The sequence below is a fragment of the Bartonella capreoli genome, assembly GCF_902813205.1.
GTDB lineage: Bacteria > Pseudomonadota > Alphaproteobacteria > Rhizobiales > Rhizobiaceae > Bartonella > Bartonella schoenbuchensis.
The window spans coordinates 321,317-340,059 of sequence record NZ_CADDZX010000002.1 but is presented as its reverse complement, the minus strand read 5'-3'; the positions used below and the strand labels follow the sequence as shown (position 1 = coordinate 340,059).

General features: G+C 36.5%; 17 protein-coding genes. 14 read left to right on the top strand and 3 right to left on the bottom strand.

What is annotated here, in order from left to right; translation table 11 throughout:
• The first annotated feature begins 1,018 nt into the window (after positions 1–1,018).
• The 13 genes from J7R05_RS03440 to J7R05_RS03380 all read left to right on the top strand — a co-directional run bounded on the left by J7R05_RS03440 (position 1,019) and on the right by J7R05_RS03380 (position 11,908).
• On the top strand, positions 1,019–1,744 hold the full coding sequence (locus tag J7R05_RS03440; RefSeq protein WP_208541198.1) for an RlmE family RNA methyltransferase: 726 nt from the start codon (positions 1,019–1,021) through the stop codon (positions 1,742–1,744).
• 175 nt (positions 1,745–1,919) lie between these two features.
• Positions 1,920–2,942 (top strand): GTPase ObgE, encoded by a 1,023-nt coding sequence (gene obgE, locus J7R05_RS03435; RefSeq protein WP_208541197.1) that lies wholly within the window; start codon positions 1,920–1,922, stop codon positions 2,940–2,942.
• A 5-nt stretch (positions 2,943–2,947) separates the two neighbouring features.
• Positions 2,948–4,087: a glutamate 5-kinase gene (gene proB / locus J7R05_RS03430; RefSeq protein WP_208541196.1), complete on the top strand. Its 1,140-nt coding sequence runs from the start codon at positions 2,948–2,950 to the stop codon at positions 4,085–4,087.
• A gap of 46 nt (positions 4,088–4,133) precedes the next feature.
• The gene (locus J7R05_RS03425; protein WP_208541195.1) at positions 4,134–5,390 is read left to right on the top strand and encodes a glutamate-5-semialdehyde dehydrogenase; all 1,257 of its coding nucleotides are present in this window, start codon (positions 4,134–4,136) and stop codon (positions 5,388–5,390) included.
• A gap of 23 nt (positions 5,391–5,413) precedes the next feature.
• Positions 5,414–6,007 carry a nicotinate-nucleotide adenylyltransferase gene (locus tag J7R05_RS03420; protein ID WP_208541194.1) on the top strand — a complete coding sequence of 198 codons (594 nt, stop codon included), beginning with the start codon at positions 5,414–5,416 and terminating at the stop codon, positions 6,005–6,007.
• A 59-nt stretch (positions 6,008–6,066) separates the two neighbouring features.
• Positions 6,067–6,510, top strand: a complete 444-nt coding sequence (gene rsfS, locus J7R05_RS03415; protein ID WP_208541193.1) for a ribosome silencing factor — start codon at positions 6,067–6,069, stop codon at positions 6,508–6,510.
• Between the two features lies 1 nt (position 6,511).
• A complete protein-coding gene (rlmH, locus tag J7R05_RS03410; protein WP_208541192.1) occupies positions 6,512–6,994 on the top strand; it encodes a 23S rRNA (pseudouridine(1915)-N(3))-methyltransferase RlmH in 483 nt (160 codons plus the stop codon).
• Between the two features lie 174 nt (positions 6,995–7,168).
• Complete coding sequence (locus J7R05_RS03405; RefSeq protein ID WP_246468204.1) at positions 7,169–8,371, top strand: murein hydrolase activator EnvC family protein; 1,203 nt, start codon at positions 7,169–7,171, stop codon at positions 8,369–8,371.
• On the top strand, positions 8,361–9,671 hold the full coding sequence (locus J7R05_RS03400; RefSeq protein WP_208541190.1) for a S41 family peptidase: 1,311 nt from the start codon (positions 8,361–8,363) through the stop codon (positions 9,669–9,671). The genes J7R05_RS03405 and J7R05_RS03400 overlap by 11 nt, the downstream gene beginning before the upstream one ends.
• 59 nt (positions 9,672–9,730) lie before the next feature.
• The gene (locus J7R05_RS03395; protein WP_208541189.1) at positions 9,731–10,252 is read left to right on the top strand and encodes an RNA pyrophosphohydrolase; all 522 of its coding nucleotides are present in this window, start codon (positions 9,731–9,733) and stop codon (positions 10,250–10,252) included.
• Between the two features lie 106 nt (positions 10,253–10,358).
• Complete coding sequence (locus J7R05_RS03390; protein WP_208541188.1) at positions 10,359–10,916, top strand: invasion associated locus B family protein; 558 nt, start codon at positions 10,359–10,361, stop codon at positions 10,914–10,916.
• A gap of 344 nt (positions 10,917–11,260) precedes the next feature.
• Entirely contained in the window at positions 11,261–11,554 is a 294-nt protein-coding gene (locus J7R05_RS03385; RefSeq protein ID WP_007477906.1) for a YggT family protein, read from the top strand.
• A gap of 30 nt (positions 11,555–11,584) precedes the next feature.
• Positions 11,585–11,908 carry a DUF167 domain-containing protein gene (locus tag J7R05_RS03380; protein ID WP_208541187.1) on the top strand — a complete coding sequence of 108 codons (324 nt, stop codon included), beginning with the start codon at positions 11,585–11,587 and terminating at the stop codon, positions 11,906–11,908.
• A gap of 59 nt (positions 11,909–11,967) precedes the next feature.
• Here J7R05_RS03380 and ppa read toward each other — a convergent pair whose 3' ends face one another.
• The 3 genes from ppa to mgtE all read right to left on the bottom strand — a co-directional run bounded on the left by ppa (position 11,968) and on the right by mgtE (position 16,065).
• Entirely contained in the window at positions 11,968–12,498 is a 531-nt protein-coding gene (ppa, locus tag J7R05_RS03375) for an inorganic diphosphatase (protein WP_010703413.1), read from the bottom strand.
• A 67-nt stretch (positions 12,499–12,565) separates the two neighbouring features.
• Positions 12,566–14,392, bottom strand: coding sequence for a translational GTPase TypA (gene typA / locus J7R05_RS03370; RefSeq protein WP_208541186.1), 1,827 nt, complete (start codon positions 14,390–14,392; stop codon positions 12,566–12,568).
• A gap of 296 nt (positions 14,393–14,688) precedes the next feature.
• Positions 14,689–16,065: a magnesium transporter gene (gene mgtE, locus J7R05_RS03365; RefSeq protein WP_208541185.1), complete on the bottom strand. Its 1,377-nt coding sequence runs from the start codon at positions 16,063–16,065 to the stop codon at positions 14,689–14,691.
• A 343-nt stretch (positions 16,066–16,408) separates the two neighbouring features.
• On the opposite strand from mgtE, the gene J7R05_RS03360 reads away from it, so the two are divergent.
• Positions 16,409–18,433 carry a M3 family metallopeptidase gene (locus J7R05_RS03360; RefSeq protein WP_208541184.1) on the top strand — a complete coding sequence of 675 codons (2,025 nt, stop codon included), beginning with the start codon at positions 16,409–16,411 and terminating at the stop codon, positions 18,431–18,433.
• Positions 18,434–18,743: the final 310 nt, after the last annotated feature.

The following is an 18,743-nucleotide window of genomic DNA, read 5'->3' as shown; positions in this document are numbered from 1 at the left end:
TAAGAGTAGCAATGTGCGCATTTCTTATCAGCTTAAAGAGGGAAAAACGCTTTCCTTTCTAGCCCCATTTAAGGGCCTAGGTGAGGCGCTTTTCTCTTTGCAATAATAAAATCAAAAAATATGATTTATTGGCGGAATCATAATGTTATCAATTATTGAATTTCATTTTATACAAAATTATCAGTAATTGAGTTTTTATATTTTTAATTAGTGCAAAACATTTTAAGCAATTATTGTACGATAAAAGCTTACTATTTTGACTGAACATAGCTAATTTACTCAATGAATTGTGTGTGAGGTTATAACCTTAAATTAGAGATTGTGAATCAGGTAACAGAAGTGTGTTGTTCTTTTTAAGATTTGGCATATTAATTAAGTTAAATACTCACACGATTGTGTTTTTTGATGTTGAAAGCAGATTGTTAAGAATTGTACTCCTTGATATTTCTCAAAAGTGCTCTTTGCATTTGACTAAGCGGATTACAATTTGAACATTTTTTATCGGTGTTATTTGTATTTTCTAGGCGTTTGAAAATAGGGATGTAAATTTAAGTAATTTTAAAAATCGTTAAAATGAAGAGATTTAGTCCATAATCTGAGGTTTTATATTTTGGAACTTTTGGAGCACTTATTGCTTTAAGGGATATGGCTTAATTTAGCACTTACAATCGAAATACATAATATTAGCATAGGTATAACTATAAGAGATTAGTTTTAGGTATTTGATGAATAATGTAGGTATTATTACTTTTAATAAAACGCTTATTGTCATGAGAGACCAGGAAACAAGAAATTGATCTTTGCAATGGTCTGGAAAGAGTAGTTTAATTTTAGATTTCTGTGTAATTTAAAACTTTATTTGAAAAGTTTAATCTTGCTAATGGTTGAAAGTTTCTAACTGTTGGGTAAAAGAAGGTACTTTGGCAGCATTATTGGTGCACTGTGGTGTAGGGTGTAGTTATAAGAAAAGAGATTGTAAGCGCTAGTAATTATCAAAATATAGAGATAATAAACGACCATGAAAAAAACTATAAAAACATCGACAGGTGGACGTGGTGGTGCGGGATCACATGAGTTATATCAGCGAGTCAAAAAAAAAGCAGGGACCATTAAAGCCTCGTCACGGCGGTGGTTAGAAAGGCATTTGAATGATCCTTATGTTCATCAGTCGAAAGTGGATGGTTATCGTTCACGTGCTGCTTATAAATTAATCGAAATTAATGAACGCTATAAGATACTCAAAAAAGGTCAAAAAATTATTGATTTAGGAGCAGCGCCTGGGGGGTGGTGCCAGGTGGCAGCGCGTATAGTGGGGTCAAATGATCAACGCCCTAGCGTAGTTGGAATTGATTATTTACACGTAGATCCACTACCTGGAGTTGTAATGTTAGAAATGGATTTTTTTCATGAAAATGCACCACAACAATTGATAAGTGCTTTAGGGGCAAAACCAGATGTAGTCCTTTCTGATATGGCAGCACCAACAACAGGTCATCGTCAGACAGATCATTTGAGAACAGTTTATTTATGTGAATCTGCTGCTGATTTTGCTATTTCAGTTCTCAAACCTGGCGGGCATTTTGTAGCAAAAACTTTTCAAGGAGGAGCAGAAAACGCTCTTCTTACGAAATTGAAACAGAATTTTAAAACAATCCATCATGTTAAACCACCTGCAAGTAGGGCTGAATCAGTTGAGCTATATCTTATAGCTCTTAAATTGAAGGAGAAAACCAAAACACAATAATAATTCTTTTTTTTTGAAAAAGTTGGAAATTATTTTACTGATTTGAATATAAAAACATTTCCAAATAATTTTGAATAATATTATGTGTGGTTTTCTTTTTTGAATGGAAAACTGGTAAAATTAATCCATTTTCTATAGAAATAAATATAATTAATTCCTCTGTGTGAGCACTGCCATGAAATTTCTTGATCAGGCTAAAGTTTATGTTCGTTCTGGTAATGGCGGAGCAGGAGCGGTATCGTTTCGTCGTGAAAAATATATAGAATTTGGAGGTCCTGATGGGGGCAATGGGGGGCGTGGGGGTGACGTTTGGGTTATTGTTGTTGATGGGCTCAACACATTGATTGATTATCGCTACCAGCAACATTTTAGAGCAAAAACGGGTGGGCATGGTAAAGGGCGTAATATGACGGGCGAAAAAGGTGAAGATGTTGTCCTTAAAGTACCGGTTGGAACACAAATTTTTGCAGAAGATAATGAGACGCTGATTTGTGATTTAAAAGAAGTTGGCCAACGATATTGTCTTGCAAAAGGGGGCAATGGCGGTTTTGGTAATCTTCATTTTGCTACATCTACAAATAGGGCGCCCCGCCATGCAAATCCTGGTTTAAGTGGAGAAGAGCATACATTGTGGCTGCGTTTGAAACTGATTGCTGATGGAGGATTGATTGGTTTGCCAAATGCTGGAAAATCGACCTTTTTATCGTCAGTAACGGCTGCAAAACCAAAAATTGCAAGCTATCCTTTTACCACGCTGTATCCTCACCTGGGTGTTGTGCGAATTGATGGTAGTGAGTTTGTTTTGGCTGATATTCCTGGCTTAATTGAAGGGGCGCATGAAGGTGTGGGAATTGGTGATCGTTTTTTAGGGCATGTAGAACGGTGCCGCGTTTTAATTCATTTAATTTCTGTTCAAGAAGAAGATGTGGTCAAGGCGTACCAAATTATTCGTACTGAACTTGAGGCGTATGGAAATAGTTTAAGCGAAAAAAATGAAATTGTCGCTTTAAGCCAGATAGATACTCTTTCTATTGAGGAGTGTAAGGCTAAACAGGAGATGTTGCAAAAGGCGATTGGTAAATCTGTTATGATGTTTTCTGCTGTTAGTCATGAAGGTTTAAACAATGTGTTACGCGGTGTCACTCATATGATTGAAATGGAGCGTAAAGGCAATATTAGTAAAGATGAGCAGGGTTAAAAAAGATGGCGGTTGGATTGCAAAAACTTGAGCAATATAAACGCATTGTAATTAAAGTTGGTTCTGCACTTTTAGTTGACCCCCAAATAGGTTTACGCGTTGAATGGCTTCAAAGTTTGATAAATGATATTGTTGTATTACACCAAAAGGGAGTTGAAATTTTATTGGTATCTTCTGGTGCTGTTGCTTTAGGGCGAACATTATTACATCTTCCTAACAGTGCTTTAAAATTAGAAGAAAGTCAGGCGTGTGCTGCTTTGGGGCAAATTGAACTTGCCAAGGCTTATACTGATATTCTTGCTCAACATGGGTTGAGAACAGGCCAAATTTTGCTGACATTATTCGATACAGAAGAACGTCGACGTTATCTCAATGCACGTGCTACGATTAATACGCTTTTACGCTTTAAAGCAATACCTGTTATTAATGAGAACGATACCATAGCAACAAGCGAAATTCGTTATGGTGATAATGATCGTTTAGCAGCACGTGTCGCAACTATGATGGGTTGTGATCTTTTAATACTTTTATCAGATATTGACGGCCTTTATACACAATCACCTCATCTCAATCCAAACGCTGAATTTATTCCTTTTATCGCATCCATTACAAGTGATATTGAGAAAATGGCAGGTGGTTCTGATTCACTTCTTTCTCGGGGTGGAATGAAAACAAAACTTGATGCTGGAAAAATAGCTAATTCTTCAGGAACGGCTATGGTCATTACTTCGGGAAAGCGTATGAATCCTCTTTCTACGCTTGACCAGGGAGAACGTAACAGTTTTTTTGCTCCAAGTAAAAAGCCAGTCAATGCGTGGAAAACGTGGATTTCCGGAAATTTAGATCCATCTGGTATTTTAATTATTGATCAAGGAGCTGTGAAGGCTCTTAAATCTGGAAAGTCATTATTGGCTGCGGGGGTTATAGCCGTTAAGGGAGTGTTTTCCCGTGGAGATACAGTCGCAATTGTTGATGAAAGTGGAGTTGAGATTGCTCGCGGTCTTGTAAGTTATGACAAAGATGAAGCAGCAAGCATTATAGGGCGTAAAAATGAAGAAATAGAACACATTCTCGGGTATGAGTCGCGCTCTGCTATGGTGCATCGCAATGATATGATTGTACGTAATTTAGTTAGTTTTTCTTAAAAGCTAATTTTAATGTATTAATTGCTTTTGATAAATGGATAATTGCATGACTTTAAAAGAAGAGATGAAAGCCATAGGGCAAAAAGCGCGTAATGCTGCTTCAAAGCTTGCAATTCTTTCTGCTGAACAAAAGAAAAATGCATTAGAAATGATAGCTTTGAGTTTGGAAGCTCAGTCAAGTGAGATTTTACGTGCTAATAGTCAAGATTTAGCAAATGCAGTTCAAAATAATCTAAAGCCAGCAATGATTGATCGGCTAAAGTTAGATGAATTACGTTTGCGCACAATAATAGACAGTGTCAGACAAATTGCACATTTTCCTGATCCTATCGGGCAAGTGACAAGCGAATGGACACGCCCCAATGGGTTACATATACGCCGTGTACGAACACCACTTGGTGTGATTGGTATTATTTATGAAAGTCGACCAAATGTAACAATTGATGCAAGTGCTCTGTGCTTAAAATCTGGAAATGCTGCAATTTTGCGTGGTGGTTCAGATAGTTTTCATTCTGCATATGCTCTTTATTTAGCGTTGGTAAAAGGGTTAGAGAAAGCTGGTTTACCTAAAGACGTTATTCAAATGGTTGAAACCACAGATCGTGCTGCTGTTGGAGAAATGCTCAAGGGATTAGATGGTGCAATTGATGTGATTATACCTCGTGGTGGAAAAAATCTTATCGCACGTATTCAATCTGATGCGCGTATTCCTGTTTTTGCACATTTAGAGGGTCTTTGTCATATTTATATTGATAAATCAGCAAATTTAGACATGGCACGTGATATTGTATTAAATGCAAAATTGCGACGTACAGGTATATGTGGAGCTGTTGAAACAGTTTTAATTGACCACCAGGCATTAGACAAATTTCTTCCTGTTCTTACTGCTTTACAAGAAAAAGGGTGTGAAATTCGTGCGACAGAAGATATTGTTTCAATGATGCCAGAAGCTAAATTAGCGGATGAGGAAGATTGGTCTTATGAATACCTTGATGCAATTCTTTCTGTCAAAACAGTTGATAGCGTAAAAGAAGCCATTGCACATATTAAACATTATTCATCAGGACATACTGAATCAATTATTGCTGAGGATATGAAAGCGGTGGAAATATTTTTTAAGCATTTAGATTCAGCTATTTTGCTTCATAATGCGTCGACACAATTTGCAGATGGAGGTGAATTCGGTTTTGGAGCAGAAATTGGAATCGCAACAGGAAAAATACATGCACGTGGACCAATTGGTGTTGAACAATTGACGTCATTTCAATATCAAATTACAGGAAATGGACAGGTTAGACCTTGAATCAATTCCGATGGGAAAATTGTATGCCATATATCGAAAGGTCGAGTGTTGTTGGCCTGTTTGGTGGTTCATTCAACCCACCGCATGCTGGGCATATTCTTGTTGCGAAAACTGCAATTCGGCGTTTACGTCTTGATCAATTATGGTGGATGGTAACTCCAGGAAATCCTTTAAAAGATTGTACACAATTACCATCTGTACACGAAAGAATGCGACTAAGTTTTGAGCTTATTGATCATCCAAAGATTCGTGTCACTGGTTTTGAGAAGGAGATAGGCAGCACGATATCGGTGGAAACGATTACTCATATTCTTGCACACTATAGAGGGATACGTTTTGTATGGGTTATAGGTGCAGATACTTTAGCAACGTTTCATCATTGGCATCGGTGGCGTGATATTATATCTATGCTTCCTATTGCGATTGTTGATCGCCCTTCGGTACGTACGCCAGCGCTTTCTTCTCCTGTGGCACGAACTTACCGTTATTTTCGTTTGGATGAAAGAAAAAGTGCACTTTTACCTTTTATGTCGCCACCAGCTTGGACTTATTTGCATGGACCTTTGTCTTTTCAGAGTTCAACACAACTTCGTTTAAAAGAAAATAATTTTTCTTGAACATTTTATAAGATTCTGCAAATCTCTGTAGGAAAGTTCCTCTTTTTTTTATATTTCGAATGATAAGAAAGGGTATTAACCTGGAAAAAAACTCACAAAAACGCCATCATCTCGCGGAAGTACCGGGAAAAGAAAAACTCTTTTTTGTATCTGATGGTCTTAAAATTATTCTCAATAGTTTAGAAAATGCAAAAGCAGAAGATATTGTTTCTATTGATATTCAGGGCAAATCATCTTTAGCTGATTATATAATTATTGCTTCGGCGCGCTCGCAACGTCATGTGTCAGCTATTGCTGATTATTTGTTATCGACTTGGAAAGATAGTGGATACGGCAAGGCAAAAGTAGAAGGGCTTTCTACGGGTGATTGGGTATTAATTGATACGGGAGATATTATAGTTCATCTTTTTCGTCCAGAAGTTCGTGCTTTTTATAATTTAGAAAAAATATGGCTTGCTCCAAATTTGGACGATATAAAGACGATTGTCTTTGGAGACAATTGATATGCAAATTTCTATTTTTGCTGTTGGACGCGTAAAAAAAGGAGCTGAACAGACATTAACTCATCGTTATTTGGATCGTTTTTCGAAAAGTTCTGGAGTTGTTGGATTTCATTTTAAAAAAATGCAAGAAATATCGGAGAGTCGTGCTCAAACAGCGTGCCAGCGCATGGAAGAAGAAGGTGCAAAACTTTTTGAGGCTTTGCCCGAAAAGAGCCGATTAATTGTATTGGATGAACGTGGAAAATTAATTTCATCACTTGCTTTTGCTGAAAAGTTGGCGTTTTATCGCGACGAAGGTATTCGTGATTTAATAATCGCTTTAGGAGGGCCTGATGGACATAGTGAGCATGTTAGAAATCGCGCTGACTTTCTTTTATCTTTTGGTTTGATGACATGGCCACATCAAATTGCACGTATATTACTTACAGAACAGCTTTATAGGGCTGTGACAATTATGAGTCATCATCCATATCATCGTTTCTAGCTTTTTGTGTGATTTTTGGTATCTATTATTCCAATTTATTAATATTGTTTTAGTTGACACCGTTTAAAGCGTTTTATTTGATATGATTGTGCTTAACAGTTAGGCAAATGAAGCAGATTCTTCATGAAAAAATGCGATATTTTATATAAGCCATACATAATATTTATACTACTGATGTTGAGTATAGGGTCTTACTCACCTGTATCATATGCTGAAGATAATGATAGTCGTGAAGCAGCGCATAAAATGTTGATAGAAATTCTCCAAAATATTTCTGTATCACGTGAGCGTATTGCTTTTCTTGAGCGCCGAGTTACTCGTTTAAAGAAAGATCAACGGACTTTAACTGATGAATTAGTAAAAGTAGCTAAAGCGGAATATGATATAGAGCGTAATATTACTGAAAAAAAAGAAAAGCTTGAGGAACTTATAAAGCAGCAGGCACAAGTACACAAAAATTTAAAAAACAGCCATACTGAATTTGCAGAAGTGTTAGCTATTTTGGAACGAATAGGGCTAAATCCACCTCCTGCTATTATAGTGCAGCCTGAGGATATATTGGCTTCTATACGTAGTTCTGTGCTATTGGGATCTGTCATTCCTAAGATGCAGGAAAAAACGCTGGTTTTATCCGCTAATCTCAAGAAATTAACCGATTTGAGCTATTCCATTACTGCAGAATGTACGGCTTTAAGAGATGAGATGCAAAATCAAGCTGAACAGCGAAAACATTTAGAGCTTTTATTAAGTGAAAAAGCAAAATTACAAAAAAAATCGGAAAAAGAACTTGTAGAACAACGACAGAAAAATAGTGTTCTTTCTAAGAAGGCTCAGTCTTTGGAAGAATTAATTTCACAGCTTGAATATGAATCACAGCTTAGCGCGGATTCATCAACACAAACGCAGAAGAATATTCGATTGTTAGAAAAGCTTAATTTTGAACGTCAAAAAGGCTCTTTGCTTTTACCTGTATCTGGAAAAAAAATTCAGCGGTTTAATAGCGGTTCTCATGCTACACGCTTTGGTGAAATAATTGAAACAGAACCAGCGGCTTTAGTAACAACCCCTACAAATGCTCTTGTTGCTTTTGCTGGAACATTCCGTTCTTATGGGCAGGTAATTATTCTCAATGTTGGAAGTGGTTATTATATCATTCTTGCTGGGATGGAAAAAATAAATGTAACTCAAGGACAATTTGTTTTTGCAGGTGAGCCTCTTGGAGTGATGAGTACACAATTTATTGCAAGCACAGTTACATTAGATATAGGTAAAAATGCTCTAATGCTTTACATTGAATTTAGAAAAGATGGAAAACCTGTGAATCCAACTCCTTGGTGGCGGACTGAAGAATTGAAAAGGGACCAAAATGATTCGTAAAGTTGTTTTTTTAGTTGTTGGGGTGTTACTCAGCGCCAGCTCGATGATTGTGGTACAATCTGTTTCTGCAAATAATGAAAATAATACTTATAAACAACTAGCTATATTTGGTGATATTTTTGAACGAGTGCGCGCCCAATATGTGACAGTTCCAGATGATAAAAAGCTTGTTGAAAATGCTATCAATGGTATGCTCTCATCGCTTGATCCACATTCGTCTTATATGGATGCTGAGAAAGCTAAGGACATGAGGGATTCTACTAAGGGGGAATTTGGTGGCCTTGGTATTGAGGTGACTATGGAGAAAAACTTAATAAAAGTTGTGTCTCCGATAGATGATACACCTGCTTCAAAAGCAGGTATTTTAGCAGGAGATATTATTTCAAAAATTGATGGCAAAGAAACGAACGGTCAAACATTAAGTGAAGCTGTCAATAAAATGCGGGGTGCCGTTGGAACACCAATTACGCTGACAATTATTCGCTCTGGTGTTGATGAACCGTTAGAGATTAAGATTGTTCGTGATGTCATAAAGGTGAAAGCAGTGAAATATCGTATTGAAAATGATATTGGTTATTTAAGACTCATTCAGTTTAGTGAACAAACTTTTGTTAATCTTAAAGCTGCAATTAAAGATATCCAGTCTAAAATTCCTCAAGATAATTTAAAAGGATATGTTCTTGATTTACGGCTTAATCCTGGTGGTTTATTAGATCAGGCTGTAAATGTTTCAGATGCTTTTCTCAATAAAGGTGAGATTGTATCAACACGTGGTCGTAAAAAAAGTGACGTAATGAGGTTTGATGCTAAGCAAGGTGATATAATTAATGGGAAACCTCTTATTGTTCTCATTAATGGTGGTTCAGCTAGTGCTTCTGAAATTGTTGCAGGTGCTTTACAAGATCATCGTCGCGCTACAATTTTAGGAACACAATCTTTTGGTAAAGGGTCTGTTCAAACTATTATTCCTTTGGGTGAAAATGGTGCTTTACGCTTAACGACAGCACTGTATTACACGCCATCTGGTACATCAATTCAAGGAACCGGAATCACTCCAGATATTATTGTAGAGCAGCCATTGCCTGAGAAATATAAGGGGTATAATGTAAAGCTTGGTGAATCTCAGTTAAAAGGGCATATTAAAGGGAAAAGGGAAAGTGATAAAGGGTCTGGTTCAGCTGCTTTTGTTCCAAAAGATCCTAAGGATGATGTTCAATTGAATCAAGCTTATAAACTTTTACGGGGTGAAATAGTGAATGCAGCATTTCCACCAGATCCTAATAAAGGTATTTTAAAGTAACAATAAATATTTATAATTTACACTTTTATATGGGCTATGCTCTTTTAAGAGGTTATTCAATGGATACAATTGTAGATTTCAAAGCTCTTCCTTATCGGAAAGGCGTTGGAATGCTTGTATTTAATCGTGAAGGTAAGGTTTGGATAGGGCGCCGTTTGATGACCTTTGCTTATGCAAACACTGATGTATCTAAACTTTGGCAGTTACCTCAAGGGGGGATTGATGAAGGCGAAAATCCACTAGATGCTGCACGACGTGAACTTTATGAAGAAACAGGTATCCGATCGATAGAGTTAATTAAAGAAGCACAAAGTTGGTTCTATTACGATTTTCCACAAGAACTTGCTGGGCACGTATTGGGTAGTAAATATCGTGGACAAACACAAAAATGGTTTGCTTTTCAGTTTATAGGAGAAAATTCTGAAATTAAAATTAATCCTCCACCTGATGGTAATAAAGCGGAATTTAACCAGTGGAAATGGGTTAATTTAGAAGAACTTCCATCACTTGTTATTTCTTTTAAGAAACATGTCTATATGCAAGTTGTTAATGAGTTTCGAAATAGTTTTAGATATTTATAAATGTATGATTACAAAAAGCTATTGTTTCGTTGAAATACTTTAGTATCATACACTGCTATTAGAAGTAGTTGAAATGATTCTATTTATGTGAGGAACTGAGTATAAGATGAAAAAATTACTAAATTTCTTTGTAATTTCTGCGTTATTAAGTATTTCTCCTGTAGCATTTGCCCAGAATTCAAAGCCGATTGCTAAGCCTTCTGTAACTACGTTGCCAAATGGTGCTTCTTCGTTAACAGAGACGTATGATTTGTGGAGCGTTAACTGTGGTATACAGGAGGGAAAGAAAGTTTGTTTCATGCTCCGTCAGGAAGTTAATGATCAGAATCGTGTTGTAGTGGCTATGAATATTGTGCTCGATGCTGATGATGTTGTGTCTGGAAATTTGACGGTTCCTTTTGGTATTTTAGTTTCTAAGCCTATTCGTTTACATGTAGATGATTCAAAAACTGTTATTGAAACCAGTGTTCGGACTTGTGTGCCAGCAGGTTGTGTTGTTCCAATAATTTTTGATAAAAGTTTTGTGGCAGCTTTACGCAGTGGAAAGCAGCTGAAATTATCTATGACGGTTGCTGCTCCAGGTGAACCACCTTTAAATGATTTATTCGTTCAACTGAATGGTTTTGGTGATGCACTTAATCGTTTAATCGTCTTGCAAAAATAATTTTCTTATCAAAGAGAAAACGGCCTTTTTATAGGCCGTTTCTAATTTAAAAACAGTTTTTTATAGAAAAAAGAACTGAAGTTACTTGATTAGTTAAGTAGAAGGCAATCGGGTAGTTTTTAAGACTCTTTTCCATTTGATTTTGCTCCTATTTAAAACTGGCTATTATCTTATCTAATATTTGTTGTTTAGTTTTATTATATGGTATGTATTAACGATTAAGCTGTTTAATCATTCTTTTTTTGTGAAAAAAGGGCTTAATTGTAGAGCCATTTTGATAGGTTTGTTGGCATGAATGCACTATATATGATCTTTTATTCTATTGGTTGGTAAAGGAATAAAGAATGATCTATGCATTGCTTCAAGTGATTGATCTCATTCTCAGTATTTATGTTGCTATTTTGATAGCTAATGTTGTCTTTTCTTGGCTTTGTGCATTTAATATCGTAAACATGCGTAATCCCTTTGTTACAATGATAGGGAATTTTCTTTATTGTGCTACAGAGCCAATTTTAGGGCGTATCCGGTATTTTTTGCCAAATCTTGGAGCAGTTGATATTTCGCCTCTTATAGTATTTCTGATTATTTATTTTATTCGTATTTTTATGTGGCGAGCTTATGTAGGTTTATTCTTATAAATATGAGAATATTACACCAGATAGATAAAGATGCTGTACCGTATTGATTCCAGTGGCTTAGTTTTATTCGTGCGTTTAATTCCAAAAGCTTCAATGGATAGCATAGTAGGGGTTGAGAGTAGAGATGGTGAAACACAGCATTTAGTTATACGTCTTCGTACTGTTCCTGAAGATGGCAAGGCAAACAAAGCATTAATTAAATTTTTAGGAAGGCAATGGAAAATACCGCCTTCTTATATTTCTCTTAAAAGTGGTATGACATCACGTTATAAACAGCTTCGTTTTTCAGGATATGTAGAAGAACTTGAACAGAAACTGCAACTTATGAGCAATAGTACATTCACAAAAATATGAATGAAAACTGTACAAGCCTGTTTGAACAACAGGCTTTGATTTATTAGAATTAATCTATTTTATTCCTTTGTTGCGTTTGCGATAGCTTCCTTAATCAATTCACGTGCAAAGTTTTTATCACGCCAACCTTCAATTTTAACCCATTTTTCAGGTTCGAGGTCCTTATAATGCTTAAAGAAATGTTCAATCTGCTTTAATGTGATTTTGGGAAGATCCGTATAATCATGAACATCAACATATCGCTGCGTTAATTTTGGGGTGGGGACAGCAATGATTTTTTCATCTTTACCACCATCATCTTCCATAATTAGGGCCCCAATTGGGCAAACATTGATGACACAACCAGGCATGAGTGGACGGGTGTTACAAATAAGAACGTCAAGTGGATCACCATCTTCTGAAAGTGTATGTGGGATGAACCCATAATTGCCAGGATAGACCATAGGTGTATAGAGAAAGCGATCAACAAATAATAATCCAGATTTTTTATCCATTTCATATTTTATTGGTTGGCTACCAACAGATACTTCGATGATAACATTAATATCTTCTGGTGGATTATTGCCAATAGGGATCTCTTTAATATTCATTGTAAATATCCTTTCCGGAGTGAAATCAAACCAAATGCACTAGAATATTTGGTTAAAAGAGTATTGATCAGGTTGAAATTGGTGAACGTGTTTTTTCAAAACGCTTACGTTCGTTCGGGTCTAAATAAAGTTTACGTAGACGAATATTTTTAGGGGTTACTTCAACAAGTTCATCATCTTGTATCCACGATAATGCACGTTCTAATGTCATTTTAATTGGAGGGGTCAATTTTACAGCTTCATCTTTACCAGAAGCACGCATATTGGTTAGTTTTTTTCCTTTTAGAACATTCACTTCTAAGTCGTTATCGCGTGAATGGATGCCAATAATCATACCTTGATAGACTTTAGCACCAGCATCGATCACCATAGGTCCTCGATCTTCGAGGTTAAAAAGTGCATAAGCAACAGCTTCACCATTATCATTTGAAATCATCACGCCATTAGTACGGCCGCTGATATCTCCTTTATAAGGTTCATAAGAATGGAAGAGGCGATTCATAATTGCTGTACCACGTGTATCGGTTAAAAGTTCGGATTGGTAACCAATAAGTCCACGAGTCGGTGCATGAAAGACAAGGCGTACACGATTACCACCAGATGGACGCAGTTCAATCATGTCTCCTTTGCGCTCTGACATTTTTTGAACAACAGTTCCGGAATATTCTTCATCAACATCGATCACAACTTCTTCGATTGGTTCAAGAGTTATTCCATTTTCATCCTTCTGCATAACTACACGTGGGCGTGAAACACTGAGCTCGAATCCTTCTCTGCGCATGTTTTCGATGAGCACTGCAAGTTGTAGTTCTCCTCGTCCTGAAACATAGAAAGAATCTTTATCGGTTGATTCCTCAATTTTAAGGGCTACATTACCTTCCGCTTCTTTCAACAAACGATCACGGATAATGCGGCTTGTCACTTTATCTCCTTCAGTACCAGCAAGGGGGCTATCGTTCACCAAAAAACTCATAGTCACAGTGGGAGGATCAATGGGTTGAGCAGTGAGTGGTTCATTGATGGTGGGGTCACAAAAAGTATCAGCAACAGTGCCTTTTTGTAGACCAGCAATTGCTACAATATCACCAGCAACGCTTTCTTCAATTGGTTGTCGTTCCAGTCCACGAAATGCCAAAATTTTTGAAATACGTCCAGTTTCTAAAAGCGTTCCATTTTGTCCAAGAACCTTAACGCTTTGATTGGGTTTAATAGAACCAGAATGAATTCGACCTGTGATGATTCGGCCTAAAAATGGATCTGCTTCCAGAATAGTGCCAATCATACGAAACGGTCCTTCCGCTACAGTAGGTTCAGGCACATGGCGGATCACAAGATCAAATAAGGAACTCAGTCCTTGATCTTTTGGTCCTTCAGAAGTTTCAGCCATCCATCCATCACGGCCTGATCCATAAAGAATAGGAAAATCAAGCTGTTCATCAGTTGCATTAAGAGCTACAAAAAGGTCGAAAACTTCATTAATGACTTCATCAGCGCGTGCATCAGATCGATCAATTTTATTGATAACAACAATAGGGCGTAATCCTACTTTTAATGCTTTCCCAACGACAAATTTAGTTTGCGGCATAGGACCTTCAGCTGCATCAACAAGCAAAATTGCTCCATCTACCATATTGAGAATACGCTCAACTTCTCCACCAAAATCAGCATGACCAGGGGTATCAACAATATTAATTCGGGTATCTTTCCAAACAACTGATGTAGCTTTTGCTAGTATTGTAATACCGCGTTCTTTTTCAATATCATTTGAATCCATCATACGCTCACTGGTGCGCTGATTATCGCGGAAATTTCCTGATTGTTTGAGAAGTTCGTCCACAAGTGTTGTTTTACCATGGTCGACATGGGCTATAATGGCAATATTACGCAATTGCATAAATTTTCTTCTTTTCGTTTAATGAAATTCCATTTCAGGCAAAGTTTTTGTATTTTTAACTTTGCAGTTTGAAGCCTTTTACAGTTTTTTTTATACTTTTGGAAGAGGAGAACTGTTTTTATAGAGAAGTAGTTGAGAAGATTTCTACAATTTTAAGCGAAAATGCTCAAAAACACCTTTTTATAAAATGGGCATTTTAAAGCATGTACAAAGAATAAATAACGCAAATTTAATTGCGTCATAAAAGAGCTTTAAAGAGCTTTTAGGTTGTTTTGAATATGTTTTTTCTTCTTATTTTAAAGTAAAATTCCAGATAAAATAAGAGAGGCAACAGAAAAATAGATTACAATACCTGTAACATCTACTAAGGTTGCTACTAAGGGAGCCGAAGCACTTGCTGGATCAAATTTTAAACGTTTAAGAATAAAAGGCAGCATGGAACCAGACAAGGAACCGAATGTAACGATTCCAACCAAAGTTGCACCCACTGTTATAGCAATGAAAATCCAATGTTCACCATAATTATAGATGCCCAGTTGTTGCCAGATAACAATGCGCATTATTCCAACGATTCCAAGTAAAAGACCAAGAGACATTCCTGTTGGGATCTCGCGAAGGATGACTCTCCACCAGTCTTTAAGTGTAAGTTCACGTAAAGCTAATGCACGAAGAATAAGTGATGTTGCTTGTGAGCCAGAGTTTCCTCCTGAACTCATAATAAGGGGAATGAATAGTGTAAGGGTGATAACTTTTTCAATCTCTGCTTCGAAATATTGCATGGCGCTGGCTGTTAACATTTCACCAAGAAAAAGCAGGGCAAGCCAGCCACCACGTTTTTTCATCATTCCAAGAAAATTTATCTGCATATAAGGTTTATCTAGAGCTTCCATACCCCCAAATTTATAAGCATCTTCACTCATTTCATCAACCATAGTATCAAGCACATCATCGACTGTTACAATACCAATAACATGGTTACTGTCATCAATAACTGGTACAGAAAGAAGATCATGGCGTTGGAAAAGACGAGCAATATCTTCATGATCTGTAAAGGGTGATATTGTGATAGGTGTATCATGTGTAGAGACATTGAGAATTTGATCATCAGGTGAGGCAAGAATGAGATTTCGTAATGAAACAGCTTTGAGAAGCACACCTGTTTTGGGATCAATGACATAGCTTGTGTAAACTGTTTCACGTGTTCGTTCAACGTCACGAATGTGATCTAGAGTTTTTTTGACAGTCCAATCTGCTGGGATGGCAATAAACTCGGTTGTCATTAATGCACCAGCTGTATGGTTGGGATAACTGGTGAGTTTTTTAAGTTCTGTTCGAGTTAAGGGTTTTAACAAGGCGTAAAGCCGTGTACGGGTCTTTCTATCCATTTCTTGAAAGACGTCTGCAGCAGCATCTGCGGACATACCCTCAAGAATTTCAACAGAACGATTAGTAGGTAGAAGTTCAAGAATAGCTGCTGGTTGTTCGAGTTCTGGTTTATCAAAGAGCTCAATAGCATAATCAAGAGGTAAAAGACTAAAAACAGTCACGCGTTCCATAATATCTAGATCATTGATGATATCAATTGAATCAGCAAAATGACGGTTTTTTAATTCTTCAGCGAGAGTTTCAGGAGAAAGATTTTTAAAGTTGAAGGTTGTTTTTATTTCAGTCATAGTAAAGCGCCTTCCAAAATTATAAGATTCAGGTATATGGATAGGATCAATCAAAGTGATAGAAAACTTAGAAACATCTCTCTGAATTGTTTTTGAGATTGTGAATATTTTAAATAAAGTCAAGGATAGATCACAGTCTATAAACAATTTCATTTTTCAGATAAATGGAGCTTGTTTGTTTTTATGTATCCTATAATAAAATAGTTTTTTGCTTTTTTATTTCTTCTATCAAAATATTGGATTTAAAAATTTGTTTCAGAGCATACTCGATAATTTTTCCAAGATGTTTGTATGCTGAAAGTAATCATTTTGTTTTAAAGCGTATAATGGAGGCGTAGATATTATGACAAAAACAGCAGTTTTAGATTGGAACGGATTTTCAGGACTTCCCGATTTTGCCTCAATAAATGACGATGATTTTAAACCCGCTTTTGAACAAGCTCTTAAAGAAGCCGAAAAAGAAATAGAGGCAATTGCATCTGTGGAAGAGCCTCCAACACTTGAGAATTTTTTGCAGCCTTTTGAGCTTTCTGGCAAGGCACTTGATCGTATATGTTCAATATTTTTCTTACGTTCAGGCGCACATAGTAATGTGTTGATTCAGAAGTTAGAACAAGAATTTACTGTACAACTATCTCGTTATTTTTCGAAAGTTATGATGGATGAGAGGATATTTGTAAAGATGGATACACTGTATATACAGTCGCAGCAGGGTATGTATGGCAGTGAAACGAAGCGCGTAATTGAATTATGGTGGAAGAAGTTTATTCGTAACGGTGCAAAACTTGATGCACAAGGTAAGAAACGTCTTGTCGAGATCAATGAAAAACTGGCTCTTTTAGGCACTACTTTTGGTCAACATGTATTAAAAGATGAAGCTGAATGGATTTTGTTTTTAGAACAAACGGATTTATCTGGCTTACCTGATGATCTTATTGCTTCAATGAAAGAAGTTGCTTGCGAAAAAGGTCGTGAAGGATTTTATGCATTAACATTAGCACGTTCGATTGTTGAACCTTTTTTAAAATTATCTAATCGCCGTGATTTGCGTGAGATAGCATTTCAGGCTTGGTCTAAACGTGGCGAAAATAATGATGATAATGATAATCGAGCGATTATTGTAGAAATGATCACGCTTCGGAATGAAAAAGCCAAATTGCTGGGATATGAATCTTTTGCAGATTTAAAACTTGATAATACCATGGCCAAGAGTGTTAATTCAGTTATGAATTTGCTCATGCCTATATGGGAACGAGCAAAAGTTAGAGCTGTTACTGAACAGACTGAATTACAAAATTTAGCAAAAAATCTAGGGAGCAATGAGCCTTTAGCAGCTTGGGATTGGCGTTATTATGCTGAAAAATTACGTGCTGAAAAATTTTCTTTTAATGAATCTGAGGTTAAACAATATTTTCAGCTAGATCGTATGATTGAAGCATCTTTTGCAGTGGCAAAGAAGCTCTTTGGAATTTCATTTGAAGAAAAAACAGCTGTTATACTTTGGCATCCTGATGTGCGTTTATGGGAGGTTAAACATTCTGATGGTAGTTTACTTGGGTATTTTATTGGCGATTATTTCGCACGTTCTTCAAAACGATCTGGCGCATGGATGAGTCAGCTGCAGTCGCAGCATAAATTGAATGGTGGACAAAAACCGATCATTTATAATATTTGCAATTTTGCAAAGCCTCCTAAAGGGGATGCTGCTCTTTTGTCGCTAGATGATGCGCGTACACTTTTCCATGAATTTGGGCACGCGTTACACGGTTTGCTTTCTGATGTAACATGGCCATCCGTGGCAGGAACATCTGTTTCGCGTGATTTTGTTGAACTTCCTTCTCAACTTTATGAGCATTGGTTGACTGTGTCAGAGGTGCTAAAATCTTATGCTACGCATGCAAAAACAGATATTCCCATGCCACAAACTTTGCTGGATAAGATTATGTCAGCACAGACATTTAATGCTGGTTTTTGTGCTGTTGAATATATTTCATCGGCTTTAATAGATATCGCTTTTCATAAAGGAGTAATAGTTTCTGATCCAATATTGTTTGAGTATAAGGAATTAGAAAAGTTAGAAATGCTTGACACAATTATTATGCGCCATCGTCCTCCACATTTTACACATGTGTTTTCAGGTGATAGTTATGCTGCTGGTTATTATTCTTATATGTGGTCAGAAGTGCTTGATGCTGATGCATTTCAAGCTTTTGAGGAAACTGGTGATGTTTTTAACCCAGAACTTGCTAGCCAATTGAAGCGTTTTATTTATTCTTCTGGAGGTAGTTGTGATCCAGAAGAGCTTTATAAAGCTTTTCGGGGAAGGTTACCTTCACCAGAAGCGATGATCAAAAAACGGGGGCTTTAAATCATACATAATACAGGGTAAGTCCATACCGATTTTTATATTTTAGGTGTTTTAGGTTATGTGCAAATTTTAAATTTATTATGATAGTGTAATAAAAAATTAGAGTTGATATTTTTAACGAGTTTATAGGGAAAATTGTCAGTTTGACTTACTTAGTAGCTATTTACGTGATTTGTATTTTATGAGGTTCTAATTTATTTTGTTGAGTAAATAGCTATTTTGTACCACCTCATAAAGAAGTTGTTGGTAATTTGCACTCAAGATTGTAAACTTAGCTTTTTCTTATAGCTTGAATAAAAGGCTTTGTTTG

What these genes read in the sequence shown, in the direction of transcription:
- J7R05_RS03440 (WP_208541198.1), top strand. Translation starts at nt 1,019, where the DNA reads ATGAAAAAAACTATAAAAACATCGACAGGTGGACGTGGTGGTGCGGGA.
- obgE (WP_208541197.1), top strand. Translation starts at nt 1,920, where the DNA reads ATGAAATTTCTTGATCAGGCTAAAGTTTATGTTCGTTCTGGTAATGGC.
- proB (WP_208541196.1), top strand. Translation starts at nt 2,948, where the DNA reads ATGGCGGTTGGATTGCAAAAACTTGAGCAATATAAACGCATTGTAATT.
- J7R05_RS03425 (WP_208541195.1), top strand. Translation starts at nt 4,134, where the DNA reads ATGACTTTAAAAGAAGAGATGAAAGCCATAGGGCAAAAAGCGCGTAAT.
- J7R05_RS03420 (WP_208541194.1), top strand. Translation starts at nt 5,414, where the DNA reads ATGCCATATATCGAAAGGTCGAGTGTTGTTGGCCTGTTTGGTGGTTCA.
- rsfS (WP_208541193.1), top strand. Translation starts at nt 6,067, where the DNA reads ATGATAAGAAAGGGTATTAACCTGGAAAAAAACTCACAAAAACGCCAT.
- rlmH (WP_208541192.1), top strand. Translation starts at nt 6,512, where the DNA reads ATGCAAATTTCTATTTTTGCTGTTGGACGCGTAAAAAAAGGAGCTGAA.
- J7R05_RS03405 (WP_246468204.1), top strand. Translation starts at nt 7,169, where the DNA reads ATGTTGAGTATAGGGTCTTACTCACCTGTATCATATGCTGAAGATAAT.
- J7R05_RS03400 (WP_208541190.1), top strand. Translation starts at nt 8,361, where the DNA reads ATGATTCGTAAAGTTGTTTTTTTAGTTGTTGGGGTGTTACTCAGCGCC.
- J7R05_RS03395 (WP_208541189.1), top strand. Translation starts at nt 9,731, where the DNA reads ATGGATACAATTGTAGATTTCAAAGCTCTTCCTTATCGGAAAGGCGTT.
- J7R05_RS03390 (WP_208541188.1), top strand. Translation starts at nt 10,359, where the DNA reads ATGAAAAAATTACTAAATTTCTTTGTAATTTCTGCGTTATTAAGTATT.
- J7R05_RS03385 (WP_007477906.1), top strand. Translation starts at nt 11,261, where the DNA reads ATGATCTATGCATTGCTTCAAGTGATTGATCTCATTCTCAGTATTTAT.
- J7R05_RS03380 (WP_208541187.1), top strand. Translation starts at nt 11,585, where the DNA reads ATGCTGTACCGTATTGATTCCAGTGGCTTAGTTTTATTCGTGCGTTTA.
- ppa (WP_010703413.1), bottom strand. Translation starts at nt 12,498, where the DNA reads ATGAATATTAAAGAGATCCCTATTGGCAATAATCCACCAGAAGATATT.
- typA (WP_208541186.1), bottom strand. Translation starts at nt 14,392, where the DNA reads ATGCAATTGCGTAATATTGCCATTATAGCCCATGTCGACCATGGTAAA.
- mgtE (WP_208541185.1), bottom strand. Translation starts at nt 16,065, where the DNA reads ATGACTGAAATAAAAACAACCTTCAACTTTAAAAATCTTTCTCCTGAA.
- J7R05_RS03360 (WP_208541184.1), top strand. Translation starts at nt 16,409, where the DNA reads ATGACAAAAACAGCAGTTTTAGATTGGAACGGATTTTCAGGACTTCCC.